A 16,626-nucleotide genomic window follows, 5' to 3' on the forward strand; every position below is an offset into this window, starting at 1 on the left:
ATTTGCTTTTCAGAAACCTTATTTTTTGGGTAAAATTACATCGTTTTCGTATAGTTAAATTAATTTGAAATTAATTTCAAAATTTGTTCAAAAAATACCAAAAATAGTTCAAATCATTCAAAAACTTCCAATTTGACCAAGATAGGCTTATTTATTAATGATTAAATGAGGGTTAAATTCAAAATATTAAAGCATGATTTTATCTTAATGATTAAAAATAAAATAATCCAAAAAAAGCGTTTAGAAATTTTCAATCCGAGCTCAAATTTTCCATTTTGCACGAAAAACGCCCATAATTGATACGATTTTGCAACTTATTGAAACATACGTGTATTTTTTTCTTAAGTACAATAAAGAAATTTGATGTCAGGATTATGTAAAAACTATATTATAAACAAAATAACCTACAGTAATTCAAAAATATTAAACGGAAAATAGCCGGCTAGACGCAAGTCTAACAGCTAAATAAGTTAACCCGGTGAACCGATCGGATTAGACCCTCTTTGGAGTAACTCTCTAGTCCCGCTAAGCACAAAGTTTTACAAATAGAACATCTTGCTATAGCAGTAATACCGACCCGTTTTCCTTTTTTCAGACTGTAAGCAAACAACAAAATCAACACACCATGAAAGGAATTATGATCATGCTATAAAATTTACACACTTACTAGATAAACAAAATCCAAGGGAATAACCAGCCCAAGGTACATGTTGGATTACATTGGGTAAGCCACTCAACAAACCAATTTTAAACCATAACAAATTAGATTCAATGTATAAAACCTATAGTTCGATACAGAATAGCGCACATGTTGACAAGAATTCATTTCTGTGGAAAATAATTCATCTTCTATTATTCTTCACAATATGTTGCGCCTACCAAGTGAATGCCTCCGCATCAACCGCGTATGCATTAAAGAATATTATTTTACAACAAGATCGTGAAGTCAGAGGTATAATCAAAGACGACAAAGGAAACATATTAACAGGCGCTTCCGTCACCGTAAAAGGGAAGTCAACCATAGGAACTGCGACCGATTTAAATGGCCGTTATATACTGAGAGTTCCCGCGAATTCTACACTCGTATTTAGTTTGGTAGGATATTTAAGCCAGGAAATCACAGTTTCGACTCAAGAAGTTATTGATGTCGTATTGGTCGAATCCGAAAATTTAGTAGAAGAAACTGTAGTAACTGCATTTGGACAACGACAACGTAAAACAGATTTGATTGGATCTGTATCTTCTATTAATCCGGAAGAACTTCGTTTGCCAAGCAGTAACCTTACTGGTGCATTGCAAGGAAGAGTTGCCGGCGTAATTTCTTTTCAACGTAGTGGAGAACCTGGACTAGATAATGCAGACTTTTTCATCCGTGGAATTGGAACGTTCGGTGTCAACAGCAGACCATTGATCTTGATCGATAACATGGAAGTAACATCCGATGATTTAGCACGGATTCCTGTCGATGATATTGCTAGTTTTTCCATTTTGAGAGATGCGACGGCTTCAGCTGTATATGGATCTCGCGGAGCGAATGGCGTTATCTTAGTAACAACTAAAATGGGAAAAGACGGACGTCCGAAAATTACGTTCAGAGCAGAACAACGGATATCGACGCCGACACAAATGCCGAAAATCGCAGATCCTGTGACTTTTATGAAAATGCACAACGAAGCCATTTTGACTCGCGACCCTTTGGCATTGACCTTATATTCTGAAGAAAAAATAGCGATGACAGCGGCCGGAACGGATCCGATTATGTACCCATCGGTGAACTGGTTAAACGAGGTTACCAAACCAAATACGCATACACAAAACTATAACTTGAATATTTCAGGTGGCGGTCAGGTTGCAAACTACCTCGTCAGTGGAAACTTAACGCAAGATGACGGTTTGATCCGTGTCAATCCAATCAACAATTTCAACAACAACGTTGACTTTAAAGTATATAACCTTCGAAGCAACATCAACATCAATGTAACTAATTCTACACAGTTGATGGTTCGTACCGTTGCAAATTACCGAAACTACAGCGGCCCGCCAGAAGGAGGAAGTTCATCTTTCCGAAATGCATTACGTGCAAATCCTGCATTGTTCCAGCCGATTTACCAACCGGGACCACAACAATCGTACATCAGCCATCCGATGTTCGGAAATTATGATGATGGAAGCGGAAATCTTTTCTTAAATCCATATGCACAAATTGTTAGAGGATATTCCGAATGGTCGCAAAGCAATATGCAAGTTCAGGTTGAGCTTAAGCAAGATTTTTCTAAGTGGGTAGAAGGCTTTAGCTATCGCGGATTGGCGAATGCTTCCCGCAACGCATACATGGAGTACAGAAGACAATACAATCCATTCTACTACACGCCTGGATCCATCGATCCTGCCACCGGAAGTTATTCCTTTTTGAATCTAAATCCATTGGGCGGTACAGAATATTTGGATTATAGCGATAATGGACGTGGTCAAGAATCGCTGTTTTACATGGAGAATGCCATAAATTACAATAGGACTTTCAATGATAAACATTCCGTTACAGGTATGTTGATTTCGACGATAAGAAACCGAATCACCTTGCCGACAGGTCAATCAAGTTCCTTGCTATCAACATTGCCGTATAGAAATGCCAGTTTCTCAGGAAACTTCACCTATGTGTATGACAATCGCTACCATGCCCAATTTACTTTTGGGTACAATGGTTCAGAAGTTTTTGCTGAAAACCACCGTTGGGGATTCTTCCCTTCTGCTGGTGTTGCATGGACAATTCACAATGAAAAGTTTATGGAACCGATCAAAGATGTCTTAAGCACAGCGAGGTTGCGCTTGACTCACGGTTTAGTTGGAAATGACAACATCCACGGAACGCGTTTCTTCTACTTATCAGAAGTTAACCTGAGCGACAATAATCGGAGATTTAATTTCGGGGTGAGTACAGGAAGTGAAAACTATGAAAGAAATGGTATTTCGATTAATCGATATGCAAATCCGTATGTATCCTGGGAAATTTCTCAGCAAACCAACCTAGGAGTTGACCTCGGATTATTCAACGGAAGGCTGAGTTTTACGGGTGATGTTTTCAGACAGATCCGTAGCAATGTTGTACAATCCAGGGCATCGCTGCCATCTACAATGGGATTGGCCGCACCAGTTCACGCCAATCTTGGTAAATACAAGAGCCAGGGATTTGATGGTGAGTTAACGTACATGCATACTGTAAACAGCAATTTATGGTTTCAAGGAAGAGGAACATTCACATTTGCCAAAGGTGAATACTTGTATTTCGAAGAGCCTAATTATGATCATGAATATTTAAGCCTTATCGGTCTTGATGCTACGCAACGCAGAGGGTATATCGCAGAAAGACTGTTTATTGATGATGAAGAAGTATTCAATAGCCCGCAGCAATCCTTTGCTGGAGTGCTTATGGGCGGAGACATCAAGTACTTGGATGTCAATGGTGATGGAGTTGTGAACGCAAATGACATCGTCCCTATCGGTTATCCAACAACACCTCAAATCAATTTCGGATTCGGACTAACTACAGGGATTAAACAATTTGATTTTTCATTCTTTTTCAGTGGCATGTCGAGAACGTCGATGCACATCAATGCAACGGCTGGCGATGCTCTCAACAGTGGCTCTGCTCCTTTTGGGAGCATGACAGCGCCAAATGCAGTTTTGCAGGCCTGGGCGGATAGCCATTGGTCAGAAGACAACCGCGACATTTATGCGATGTGGCCACGTTTAAGCCAAAACCCGCTCGAAAACAATACCCAAACAAGTACGTATTGGATGCGAAACGGCGCATTTTTAAGACTTAAACAAGTCGAGCTTGCCTACACATTGAACGACAATTTCACACGCAGATTTAAAATCGAAAGGTTTAGAATCTATGCCACTGGAAGCAATTTATTCAATTTCAGCTCTTTCGATTTGTGGGATCCCGAAATGGGCGGTGCGGGATTAAGGTACCCATTACAAAAGGTATTTAATCTTGGTATTCTAATGACCCTTTAATTGACAAAACACTGATTACACAAAAAGATATTGAAATGAAAAAGATTATAAATACAGTGATTTTAACAGGAGTGCTATTTTTTTCTGGCTGCAATAAATTTATGGATATCGTTCCAGATAATGTGGCCGAATTAGATCAGGCATTTTCAATGCGAACGATGGCAGAACGTTTTCTGTTCACCTGCTACAGCTGGATTCCTGGCGGAAATGTCATGGAGGCGAACCCTGCGTTGTTAGCAGGAGATGAGTTTTGGCTGAATTCGACTACCAATTTTTCGCAAGGAGATTTCCCAAACTGGTACATCGCAATGGGCAGTCAAAATGCGAACAGTCCACTGCTTAATTATTGGGATGGGAATGCTGGAGGTACACAACTATGGAGGGGTATTCGCGAGTGTAACATCTTTTTAGAAAATATACAACGAGTTCCTGACATGGATCAAATAGAAAAAGATCGTTGGGCAGCGGAAGTTAAATTCTTAAAGGCGTATTATCATTATTATTTAATGCGCATGTATGGACCTATTCCAATCGTGGAAGAAAACATTCCTATTTTTGAGGATCCCGATAACGTAAATTATGAAAGACAGCCTATTGACGATGTTTTTGCCTACATCGTTGGCAAAATAGACGAAGCAATTCCAGCATTGATGGAAGACGTCATGCTTCCGGCTCAAGAGAATGGACGCATTACGCAAATTGTAGCGAAAGCCATGAAAGCGGAAATTCTAATCGCCGCAGCGAGTCCATTGTTCAACGGAAACACAGACTATCCGGGATACAACAATGCGACCGGACAGCCATTATTCAACGCAACGTTCAGTGTTCAAAAATGGCAATTGGCGGCGGATGCTTGTAAAGAGGCTATCGATGTGGCGCACGCTGCAGGAAAATCATTGTACAAATGGAACCCATCCACTACGATGATTGTTGCTCCGCAACAAAGCACGATTTTCCAGATGAGCCTACGTCAAGCAATCACAGAAAGGACAAATAATTCTGAAGCAATCTGGATCAACAACAGAAGTACAGCAAATCAATCGCATCAAGGACTGGCCTTTATGCCTAGAAGTATTGATCCAGCACGTATCTCGAATCAATCTATGGGAGGGTACATGGCTCCGACATTAAATATGGCCTTGAAATTTTACTCTAAGAATGGGGTGCCAATAGAGGAGGATTTTAGCTGGGATTATTCGAAACGATTTGACCTTCGCGACGTGCCTTTAGGCGAATCTCCATACCAGTACAACTTGATTCCGGGCCATACGACAGTTGGCTTGCATTTCGATCGCGAAGATCGCTTTTATGCATCGTTATCATTTGATGGCGGCCGATATTTTATGAGCAGCCATAATAACGATAATTTAGCCTTCAATATAAATGCTAGACCAGGCGGAAATGCTGCTGCGACGAATTCTCCTACACGCTATTCAGGGACTGGATATACACCTAAAAAACTAGTGAGTTATTACAATTTGGTAGGTGAGGCAAATAATTTCACTTCATACAACTATCCGTATAGCATGATGCGCTTAGGAAACTTATACCTACTGTATGCTGAAGCTTTAAATGAGCTATTTGGCCCTGGCGATGAGATTTTCTTCTATTTAGATGCGATCCGTGCCAGAAGCGGTTTAAAAGGTGTTATCGAATCTTGGTCTGACTATTCGATTTTTCCCGACAAACCAAATACGCAAGAAGGCTTAAGAGATATTATTCGTCGTGAACGTACGATTGAAATGGCTTTTGAATCACAACGTTTTTGGGATTTGAGAAGATGGAAAACCGCACAAGTAGAATTAAACACTCCGATTTATGGATGGGATTTCAGGCAATCAACGCCTCAAACCTATTATCGCCGCGTGGTGATGTATAACCGGACATTTACTTTACGCGATTATTTTTGGCCAATTAGCATTAATGAATTGCGCAGAAATGATAAGTTATTGCAATCTCCATTATGGTAAATCAATGTAATTCTAATTTAACACATAAACGACATTTTTTATGAATTCTTTAAAAACATATATACACGCAATGAGCTGGAGCATCGTCTGCTTACTGCTCTTTAGCTGTTCTGATGATCTGCAACCCGCACCTTCGAGATCGGGCGAGAAGCCGAATCCACTTACGGCCTATGAAGTAAAAAGTATTGCCGGGGGAGCAATTATTACCTATGAACTTCCAAATAGCAGCGATCTTAGGTACATCAAAGCAGTCTACACATTAGGCGATGGAAGTGTTCGCGAAAACAAGGCCTCAATCTATAAAAACACCATCACAGTAGATGGCTTTGCCACAGCAGGTGAATATAAAGTGGATCTTATTGCAGTTGGTGTTGGCGAAGTAGAATCCGACCCTAAAAGCATCACAATTACTGCTTTAACGCCGCCCTATTTAAAAACCCTAGAAACATTAATGGCGGATGAAAATCTAAGCTCAACGTTCGGAGGCATTCAGCTGCGCTTTGAAAATGAAACTGAAGCTCCTATCGTCATTCACGTATTAGCGAAAAATGATCAAGGGAACTGGGAAATGGCTCGCGATTATTACACCCGTTTATCTGCTGGGGCTTTTAATGTTAGAGGATTTCCTGCAGAAGAAAGGGAGTTTGGCATATACATTACAGACCGATGGAATAACCGTTCGGACACATTGGTTCGTACGTTTCTGCCCATATTCGAAGTGATGATGACCAAATCTTTGTTTAAAGCATACAATCTGCCAACAGACACCTATTTAGCACACACCGGCTATCACTCAACGCCAGTTCTTTGGGATGGCAACGATCGTGTATCTGCAACAATTTTTCATACGGCTCCAGGAACAGGAATACCGCAACATTTTACATTTGACATGGGCGTAGCAGCTACGTTAAGCCGATTTGTAATGTACTCAAGATTAAACCATGAATATCGATTTAACCATCCGAAAGTGTTTGAATTATGGGGTTCCAACTCACCAAATCCTGACGGAAGCTGGGAGTCATGGACGCAACTTGGAACGTACACATCCATCAAGCCTTCCGGATTGCCATTGAATGAATTTACCTCTGACGACATAAATTATGCCCGGGCTGGTGAAGAATTCAATGTGGAATACCAAGAAGAGCCTTACAGATATTGGCGCTGGAGAACATTGGATACTTGGGGCGGAAATTCGGATGTTGCCCTTGGAGAACTGACTTTCTTTGGTAGTCCAAATTAAAGTCGACTAGAGGCATTTAACATTATTATGATCACTATATCACTATAAACATGAAATTTAACAGGAAAAACATATCCGTAGTTCTATTGATGTTGACGGTCATGCTCGTAGCTAGCTGTACAGCAATTGACCATCATTATCGAGACTACTTGGAAAATGCAGAGAAGATTTATCCAGGAAGAGCAGATTCCATCTCATTCAAACCCGGACATAATCGCGCCGCCATTCGCGCACTGATCAGCACAGATTCTCGTGTAGTTAAGATGCGCATCTCTTGGGGGGCAGACAAGAGTTTCGAAGCTAACATTTCGTCAGAGGATATTGCTAATTACAAAGAAGTAATCATTCCGAATATTGACGAAGGCATCTATACCTTTGAAATACGCACGTTTGATGCACAAGGAAGCCAGTCCATGCGCTCAGAAATATTCGGACGGGTTTATGGCGCCAACTATAGTGCGAATTTAAACAACCGTATACTCAATAACGTTAGTCGTGACGCGAATAATCAAATTGTATTAAACTGGTTTGCTGAATCAGCAGATTCCACATTGTTAGGTACTGTTGTATCGTATCTAACAGTAGCTGGCGATTCTGCTCAGGTTTTCACGAATGCAAACATCAATGAGACGCCAATTCCAAATTTTAAAGAAGGAAGCACCTTAAAATACAGAACCCAATACAGACCGAGTTCGTTGGCGATAGATACCTTTTTTGCTACCGAAGTTGAACTTGATCCTTTGGATTACATCGAAGTCCGTACGCTATACCCTAGAACAACTTGGTCAATTGCTGGATTCAGTTCTGAAGAACCAAACAATAACCGATCTGCAATCTCGCTAATTGACAACAATGATGCTACATTTTGGATTGCTCGCTTTTCGAACAACGCAACGGACTACCCGAATCATTGGGTCACCATTGACATGAAGGAGATGTTAAAAGTAAACGGCTTTATGTTCGCCCAGAAAAATGGAGATCGTAAAATACGGGAACTGGAAGTTCAAGTGAGCGATGACAATGTGACTTGGCGAACTGCTGGTCTTTTCGGCCCTGTAGCCGTTGACCGCGTGTATCAATATTTTGATTTAGCGGATCCGATATCGTTCCGATATTTTAAAATAATACCTAAAGCAGGCCACGATAACCAAAAACAGCCTGGTCTAGCGGAAGCAGGAACCTTCTTCCTCGATAGATAAACAATAAACGGCAATTTTTAAATAAGCAAGAACCCAACGTTCTTGCTTATTTTTTTACTTTTAATTCCAAAAAATTTCCTTTCACAAAACCTCCTATCGCTTTAAATTCATATTTTTAGGTTTAGTAAATTTTCATTTTATGAGAAACCTAATTTTTCTTTTATTTCTACTTTCCATTAGTTCCGCCGCTTACAGTCAGGTTAGGGAAATTGATCAGGTGTCACGGAGTGTTGGGCGATCCGGCACATTAGGAAGAGCATTTATCGAGCTATTCGAATTAGAAAATGGCCGGTTTAAGTTTCTTTATGAAGTACCAAGGTCAGAAAATGAAACGATGGATAGAGGCATGTTCTATTTAAACTCAAAAGATGATGTTGAAAATTTATACGCTATCATTCAAAAAGGATTTGAAAAAATGCCAAGAGAAGGCATCATGGTAGACATTACTACAGGAAAATTATTTCTTGAATTTGATTCTTTGATCGGAGGGAAAGGCGTTACCATTCATTACTTTGATGGACCTACAGTTGGTTTATCGGTAAAAACGACCAGGCTTAACCAAAAATCGATTCAAAAACTATTTGACAAATAATCATCAACGACTAAATTAGATTTTCGGTCTCGATGTATTTCATGATGATTTGAGTCGCCCCTCTCCGTTGTTGCACATAATCTGCCGCAGAATCGCCAGCGATTTTTCTCTTTTCTTGATCTTGAAGTGCCTGCACGATTTCCATAAGCTCCTTTTCTTTTGTGAATGGGAAACCTGCACCTAACTCGACCAAATCGATAGCTTCTTGAAATTTTTCATACTTCGGCCCAAATAAAATGGGTTTTCCATAAGTAGCCGCTTCCAACGTATTGTGTATTCCTGCACCAAATCCGCCTCCGATATAAGTCAGATCTGCATAATAATACAGCGAAGACAACAATCCAATGCTATCAATAATCAATACCTGAGCTGCGCGGATTTCTTCATCCGAATAATCCATTATTTTAGAATATTGAATGCTCTTCGGAAAAAGTCTTGTGATAGATTCGATATGTTCCACATCGATTTCATGCGGTGCGAGAATAAATTTCCATAAACTATATCGCTCACTGATGGATTTTATAAATTCTTCATCTTTAGGCCAGGTGCTTCCCCCGACAAGAACCTGCTGCTTTCCTATGAATTTTTGGACAACAATCAGATTCGGCTGTTTTTTTGATAATGCAGCGACCCGATCAAATCGAGTATCGCCAGCTAAGCCAGCATTCAGGATATCGATAGATTTTAGCAGATATGTGCTGTGGTTATTCTGGATGAAGAAATAGGTAACATTTTTCAAAATCTTTCTAAAAAAACCTCCATACGACTTAAAGAAAACTTGGTCGTTTCTGAAAATCGCAGAAATCATTAACAACGGGATTCCCGATTTTTTCAATTGATTGAAATAATGATACCAGTATTCGTATTTCGTAAAAACTACAAACCTAGGCTCGATAAATTCTATAAATTTTTGAGCATTCTTCTGCGTGTCCTCGGGCAAATAAAAAACATAATCTGCCAGCGCAAAGTTCTTCCTGATCTCATATCCCGATGGCGAGAAAAAAGTAAGTAAAATTTTTTCTTGGGGATATTTCTCTTTTATTAGCTCGATGACGGAACGTCCCTGTTCAAATTCACCAAGGGATGCAAAATGAAACCAAATCGGTTTATCGCCTTTTGGAATCGTTTGTTCTATCTGGTCAAATACATTTTTCCGGCCTGTCACCCATAACTTCGCTTTGCGGTGAAATGGGGAAATCATCCTTAAAATGATGCCGTAAAGTAATATTCCTAAGTCATAGATTAAACGCATGTTGGCAAATTATCCTTATATTCGTCAAAGATATTAAACTTTATCCATTAGCATCAAAAGTGAATATTCTGACGAAAAAAAGAATCTTAATTACTGGAGCGGCAGGCTTTCTTGGCTCACACCTCTGTAATCGATTTATTTCCGAAGGATATCATGTATTAGCGATGGACAATCTGATAACCGGGCAGTTAGAGAACATCGAACATCTCTTCGGAAAAGAAAATTTTGAGTTTTATAATCACGATGTTTCAAAATTCGTTCATGTCAGCAATGATTTAGATTATATTTTACATTTTGCTTCGCCGGCAAGCCCAATAGATTACCTAAAAATCCCGATTCAAACATTAAAAGTAGGCTCATTAGGAACACATAATCTTCTTGGACTGGCGAAAGATAAACAAGCTCGCATATTAGTCGCTTCGACTTCGGAAGTGTATGGCGATCCATTGGTTTCTCCGCAAGATGAAGATTATTGGGGAAATGTAAATCCAGTAGGTCCTCGTGGCGTGTATGATGAGGCGAAACGCTTTCAAGAAGCCATTACGATGGCTTACCATACTTACCATAAGCTTGACACTCGAATCGCTCGGATTTTCAACACTTATGGCCCTAAAATGCGGCTTTTTGACGGCAGAGCCTTACCGACATTTGTTGGGCAAGCCTTAATGCAAGAAGACATAACCATTTTTGGCAATGGCTCGCAGACCCGTTCATTCTGCTATGTAGATGATCAGATTGAAGGTCTGTTCAAGTTACTGCACACGGACTATCATCTGCCGATAAACATTGGAAATCCAGATGAGATGACCATTGAAGAATTGGCTAAAGAAATCTTGCATTTAACAAATAGCCGTTCGAAAATAGTGTATAAAAATCTACCCGTGGATGATCCGAAACAACGAAGGCCATCGATCAGCAGGGCACAAGAAATACTAAATTGGGAACCAAAAGTTTCGAGAAAAGAAGGGTTGGAAAAAACAATCGCCTATTTCGAAACGCTTCCTTTAGAAAAATTAATTAACGCAGAGAAAACACATTTCAAAGAATCATAATGAGCAAAATAGTAGTTACCGGAGGAACAGGATATATCGGCTCGCATACAGTCGTTGAACTTCACAATGCAGGTTACACACCTGTTATTATTGATAACCTATCCAATTCTTCGATTGGGATCTTAGATCAGATCGAAAAAATAATTGGGGTTAAACCAGAATTCCATCAATTCGATCTTTGTGATGAAGAGAAAGTCAATGAATTCGTAAAGAACAACAGCGATGTTACTGGCGTCATCCATTTCGCAGCTTCGAAAGCCGTGGGTGAATCAGTTCAAAAACCGCTTAAATATTATCGGAATAATTTCTTCTCATTGATCAATCTGTTGGATGCCTATAAAGAAAAAGCCGTAAACTTTGTCTTTTCTTCAAGCTGTACAGTGTATGGAGAACCAGATGTGCTTCCGGTTTCGGAATCTGCGCCCGTAAAAAAAGCGACTTCGCCCTATGGCAATACCAAACAAATTGCGGAAGAAATTTTAGAAGAAACAGCTGCTGTTGCGAAAAATTATAACATCATCGCTTTGCGCTACTTCAACCCAGTCGGCGCACATGAAACGGCATTGATTGGCGAATTGCCGATTGGTGTTCCTCAAAATTTATTGCCTTTTATCACGCAGACAGCAATCGGCAAACGCGAAAAATTGACGGTTTTTGGAAATGATTATGATACAGTTGACGGTTCATGCGTTCGCGATTACATCCATGTCGTGGATTTAGCAAAAGCGCACGTAGCAGCTATTCAATTGTTGGAAAAAGGAAATCCGAACGGCAATTACGATGTGTTCAATGTTGGAACTGGAAATGGCTATTCGGTTTTGGAAGCGATTAAGGCGTTTGAAAATGCATCCGGAAAAAAATTAAATTATGAGTTCGGACCGCGACGTGAAGGGGATGTTATTCAAGTTTGGGGAGATGTCACAAAATCTTCTGAACAGCTTGGCTGGAAAGCAACATTGGGCCTTGATGAAATGATGTTAAGCTCTTGGAAGTGGGAGCAATATTTGGATAAAAATCCAATCTCTTAAGAATTTAAAATGGCAGCTGAGTTAATTTTGCAGCTGCCCTTTTCTTATCCTACATTCGCTCCTGCGCATATTTTGGATTAAAACTTAATCCTGGAGTGAGCCAATACATCAAAATGATTCTTGAATACCGATAGTTAAACGGAGCAAGCAGAAAAGCTGTTACAAGACAGACGATTAAGTACAGCCAAGGAGAATCAAGATTTCCGGTCAATAGATAAGTTGCAACAGATACCGTAATTAATTCCGCAACATTTAATGCGTAACTCACAAACATCGCCACATAAAAATATCCGGGCTCCTTTTCGTATTTGTAAGAACAATGAGGACATTTTACATTCATTTTTTGTGATTTCAATGCATACATTGAACCTGTAAACATAGCTCCTGTACGGCAACGCGGACATTTACCTTGCCAAGCAGCTTGAGATTCGCTGAGAAATAAATTATCACTTTTCATTATTTTATATAATTTTTCCGAAATTCTTCGGGTGTAAAACCTGTTAATTTTTTAAAGAACTTGCTGAAATACGAGTTGTCATTAAAGTTCAGCTCATAAGCGATTTCACTGATCGTATATTCTTTAATCACCAGCATGCGTTTCGCTTCCAGCAAAATTCTGTTGCGGATAATCTCGCCGGCCGGCATGCCCAAATGCTCCTTTGTCAATGCATTTAAATGATTGGGCGTAATGTATAACAATTCCGCGTATTCCTTTGGCAGTTTCAACGATTTGTAGTTTAATTCAATCAATGAATTAAAATTTTTTAAAATGGTATACCTATAACCCGAAGAAACCGAGTCGTCATTCGGAACGAATTGTTTGTTCAACAAAGAAAAAACGTAGAGCAAAGCTATTTTAGCAAAATCAGCATCGTCTTTGTTCAAAATGATTTGTTCGAGAATTGATTGAATCTGCGATCGGAATTGTTCTTTTACCGTGAAAACGGATTTACTGCTATCCCCCGAAAAGAAATTGAATTGTGTTAAATAATCTGGACGCAAAAGAAAAGTATCGAAAAGCTCTGCATTAAAATTAAAAATATATCCTTGCATATCCGTTTCAAAATTCCAAGTATGGATCTGTCCAGGAATCATAAAATAAATTTGCCAAGACTCAATTTCGAAATGTTCGAAATCGATGCTGTGATTTCCCTGGCCTCCGGTAAACAGCACAAACTGGTAAAAATTATGCCGGTGAGGAAATACCAAATCGTTATTCCGAAGCAAGTAACTGTTCAATCCTTCCGCTAAAAAGACAGCTTTTTTATCCAAGGATAAAGAACAATAATCAACTATGGGAATTTTCGTATTCATCAATACAAAGATAATTCATTCCTACCTCGTGCAGTGGTATTATTAAAATGATTAATGGTATTTTTTACTTATTCGAAACCAAAAAAGGCGAAATTTGTTCAGGAAATCCAAAAAACGATTTGACCGAAAGCACATGGCTAACAGTTGTTTACCCTATTTTTTTTGCATATAGTTTATTAACCAATATTTAGTTTATTGTCGAATTTATAAAAAATCAGCACATTTTTAGCCGAATTCCATTAATGTACATTCTTAAACTTAAGATATTTTCAATTTAGTTAACAACTAAAATTCGACTCAATATTTAAGTCGAACATTTATTCGTCAAACTTGTTTTCATTGTGTACATTAAGCAATTATACGAGAAATAAAAATGTCATTACATCAAAATCCGGAATTAAAAAAAGCAGTTCTGAACTTAAGCCAAAAAGAAAAAGACAAATTACTTGTTCGTCTGATTGGAAAGGACAAGCTTTTATTAAAGCAATTGCATTTTCAGCTTTTAGAAGATGAATACGATTTAGAAAATCGGGTCAAAGAACTCAAAGCGTATTTGGCAAAGGTGATCGATATCTCCAAAAAGACGATAAGCAACACGCCGACTTATGCTAATTTCAAAGAATTAAATTATGTTTTGCGTCATGCGAGCGGCGTGATCAACGAACATGAGAAAGTAACCAAAGACAAGATTGGAGAGTTTGAAAGCCGTCTTTTGCTGATCAAAACGAGCATCAGTTTATTTCCGAAATTATTTCAGCCTGACAGTTCTCTTGCTGCTGAAAAATTGAAAATATACATGACGGGAAGGATTAAGAATTTGGTCATGAAATTCGAAAAGCTACACGAGGATATACAATTTGATTATCAAGAAATTATGGATTACATTCTTGATTTTGCAGATCACAACAAATTGCGAAGTTAAATTTATATTTTTCCTTCAGCTTCAGGATGAAAAGGCTCTACTACGGAATCCCATTTTTCGCCCATTTTTTTCTTCAGCCTTTGTCTGGATTTTTTAATCGCATCGGCGGTAATTCCCAATAAATTGGAAATTTCTTTCGACGACAAACCAAGCTTAGTTAAAATTATCATCCGCAAATTTGACTCCGTTAAATCGGGATAATTTTTCAGCAGCGAATGATAAAATGGCGCATATCCTTTTTCAAAAGCACGTTTAAAACTAATCCAGTTTTCATCCGTCATTAGATGCGAAGTCAGCAACGCATTCAATTCTCCTTTTTGTTCTTCTATATAAAATGAAGAAGACGATTTAATCTGTTCGATCGATTTATTCAGCTCATCGATCTGCGTATTTTTTTCGGATAAATAAGTTTTATAAGAAAGAATCTTATCGCTTTTTTCAGCCAATTTAACATCCGATTTTATTTTATCAAGCTGGAACTGCAGGACTTTTTTCTCATAGCGGTGTTGCCTGATTTTCATTTTCCGTTTAAAATTCAAAACGGCATAAAGCACGATCAAAATCAACAAAATTACAACAATTGCATATGCTCTTTTCAATGCTTGCTCGCGATTGTATTTTTGATTCATGAGTTCCAACGAATGGTTGTATTTCTCTTTGTCTGCTAACCATTTTGTCTGTTGCAACACCTCATCCCCATCCAAATGAATCAAACTATCATTCAACAAGCTTATTTTTCTTCGGGCATGCAATTCCTCTTCTGAAGATTGGGTTTTAATGGCAATCTGTAATTTAATTTCCTCTATTTCTTTGACATACCGTACTAAATAATCTTTTGACTCGGCAAATTCTTCTGCTTTTAGAAGAACTTTTTTTGCGTCCGCCAATCTGTTTTTCTTTACAAGTAATCTCGCTTGAATAATCTGAGCAAACATTGTATTGTTGTCACTACTATACCTTTCTGAATAAGCCAAATCTTGCTCGACCAGTACCAAGGCTCGATCGATTTCGCCCCTGCCCTCATGAACCAACGCTAAATTGCCCAACACTTTTCCTAACCTTAAGTAATCCTTGATTTCTACGGCAATCGCACGTGCTCGCTCAAAATATTCGACGGCATGAACCGTGTCTTTATTTTCAAGATAATAAGCACCAATGTTATCATGAATTGCGGCAAGTTGGCTCGATTTGGGTTCAGCATACTTCTGCGCTATTTCTAAATAATTTATTGCTTCAGAATTATCGCCAATCGTTCCAAAGAAATAGCCCATTCGCTTGTACGCTTCGTCCTTAAAAACCATATTCTCTGGCGAAATTTGATTTAAAGCTTCTGCTGCTTCCAAAAACACGGGTAAAGCCAACGTAGTTTGCCGATAAGAATACAAATAATAGGCGTAGTTTATTAATGTCCAAGCATGAATTTCCTTTAGCTTGTTTCTTTTAGCGAGGTCAATGGCCTGAAGGTAATGATCTGCACTTTGTCTATTCAGCCGATCGTAAAAACTAGAAAATCCATTTCCCAAAAGGGAATGATATGCAACCAATAAGGAAGGATCTTTATATTGCTTGGAATAGGAAATCAATGATTTCAGGTAATTTCTTAATGCTGTGGTATCCTTTTCAAAATTCTTTTCATTCTTTAAGGCAGTTTCAAAACGGACTTTTTGTTTTTCTGTTGGTTGCAAAAGCATACCTTGAGCAGAGAGTTCTGCGAAAGACAAAATAACTATGATGACTAGCAAAAAGAGTTTCAATTTGATATTCGTTATAAGTAGAATAAGTTTACCGAGGCAAATAATTAAACAAAGATATTAATTGCTAGTCAAGAGACGTTCAAAAAGGAAAAAATTTTGATTAATTTTTACTCATTGGGTAGAAATACAGTAGAGAACTGGCTTTGCTTGCCAAAGATCAGTAATTGAGCTAAGGAAAATTATGATTAAACAGCACCCAGAATCAAAAAAGTTAATTGATTAGTATCCAAACTTGTCAATAGAATTATCTGAGATTTCATTAACTTTGCAGAAAGAAAATTCG

General features: G+C 38.6%; 12 protein-coding genes. 8 read left to right on the plus strand and 4 right to left on the minus strand.

Annotated features, from left to right (window positions below):
- Positions 1–771 precede the first annotated feature (771 nt).
- The 5 genes from C4F49_RS02290 to C4F49_RS02310 all read left to right on the plus strand — a co-directional run bounded on the left by C4F49_RS02290 (position 772) and on the right by C4F49_RS02310 (position 9,021).
- On the plus strand, positions 772–4,020 hold the full coding sequence (locus C4F49_RS02290) for a SusC/RagA family TonB-linked outer membrane protein (RefSeq protein ID WP_196934236.1): 3,249 nt from the start codon (positions 772–774) through the stop codon (positions 4,018–4,020).
- A gap of 35 nt (positions 4,021–4,055) precedes the next feature.
- The gene (locus C4F49_RS02295; RefSeq protein WP_196934237.1) at positions 4,056–5,990 is read left to right on the plus strand and encodes a RagB/SusD family nutrient uptake outer membrane protein; all 1,935 of its coding nucleotides are present in this window, start codon (positions 4,056–4,058) and stop codon (positions 5,988–5,990) included.
- Positions 5,991–6,030: 40 nt separating this feature from the next.
- Positions 6,031–7,230 (plus strand): DUF5000 domain-containing lipoprotein, encoded by a 1,200-nt coding sequence (locus tag C4F49_RS02300; protein ID WP_196934238.1) that lies wholly within the window; start codon positions 6,031–6,033, stop codon positions 7,228–7,230.
- Between the two features lie 50 nt (positions 7,231–7,280).
- The gene (locus C4F49_RS02305; RefSeq protein ID WP_196934239.1) at positions 7,281–8,429 is read left to right on the plus strand and encodes a DUF4998 domain-containing protein; all 1,149 of its coding nucleotides are present in this window, start codon (positions 7,281–7,283) and stop codon (positions 8,427–8,429) included.
- Between the two features lie 139 nt (positions 8,430–8,568).
- Positions 8,569–9,021, plus strand: coding sequence for a hypothetical protein (locus C4F49_RS02310; protein ID WP_196934240.1), 453 nt, complete (start codon positions 8,569–8,571; stop codon positions 9,019–9,021).
- Positions 9,022–9,031: 10 nt separating this feature from the next.
- On the opposite strand, the gene C4F49_RS02315 is transcribed toward C4F49_RS02310, so the two are convergent.
- Positions 9,032–10,273 (minus strand): 3-deoxy-D-manno-octulosonic acid transferase, encoded by a 1,242-nt coding sequence (locus C4F49_RS02315; RefSeq protein ID WP_196934242.1) that lies wholly within the window; start codon positions 10,271–10,273, stop codon positions 9,032–9,034.
- A 68-nt stretch (positions 10,274–10,341) separates the two neighbouring features.
- On the opposite strand from C4F49_RS02315, the gene C4F49_RS02320 reads away from it, so the two are divergent.
- Positions 10,342–11,325, plus strand: coding sequence for a UDP-glucuronic acid decarboxylase family protein (locus tag C4F49_RS02320; RefSeq protein WP_196934403.1), 984 nt, complete (start codon positions 10,342–10,344; stop codon positions 11,323–11,325).
- Positions 11,325–12,353, plus strand: a complete 1,029-nt coding sequence (galE, locus tag C4F49_RS02325) for a UDP-glucose 4-epimerase GalE (protein WP_196934244.1) — start codon at positions 11,325–11,327, stop codon at positions 12,351–12,353. Before C4F49_RS02320 ends, galE begins: the two co-directional genes overlap by 1 nt.
- 49 nt (positions 12,354–12,402) lie before the next feature.
- On the opposite strand, the gene C4F49_RS02330 is transcribed toward galE, so the two are convergent.
- Complete coding sequence (locus tag C4F49_RS02330) at positions 12,403–12,810, minus strand: DUF983 domain-containing protein (protein ID WP_196934245.1); 408 nt, start codon at positions 12,808–12,810, stop codon at positions 12,403–12,405.
- Positions 12,810–13,667 (minus strand): AraC family transcriptional regulator, encoded by an 858-nt coding sequence (locus tag C4F49_RS02335; protein WP_196934247.1) that lies wholly within the window; start codon positions 13,665–13,667, stop codon positions 12,810–12,812. The genes C4F49_RS02330 and C4F49_RS02335 overlap by 1 nt, the downstream gene beginning before the upstream one ends.
- A gap of 373 nt (positions 13,668–14,040) precedes the next feature.
- Between C4F49_RS02335 and C4F49_RS02340 the strand changes: the two genes are divergently transcribed.
- Positions 14,041–14,589 carry a hypothetical protein gene (locus C4F49_RS02340; RefSeq protein ID WP_196934249.1) on the plus strand — a complete coding sequence of 183 codons (549 nt, stop codon included), beginning with the start codon at positions 14,041–14,043 and terminating at the stop codon, positions 14,587–14,589.
- Between the two features lie 2 nt (positions 14,590–14,591).
- Here C4F49_RS02340 and C4F49_RS02345 read toward each other — a convergent pair whose 3' ends face one another.
- Complete coding sequence (locus C4F49_RS02345; RefSeq protein ID WP_196934251.1) at positions 14,592–16,331, minus strand: tetratricopeptide repeat protein; 1,740 nt, start codon at positions 16,329–16,331, stop codon at positions 14,592–14,594.
- Positions 16,332–16,626: the final 295 nt, after the last annotated feature.

It is taken from the genome of Sphingobacterium hungaricum, assembly GCF_015210005.1.
In the GTDB taxonomy this organism is placed as follows: Bacteria; Bacteroidota; Bacteroidia; order Sphingobacteriales; family Sphingobacteriaceae; genus Sphingobacterium; species Sphingobacterium hungaricum.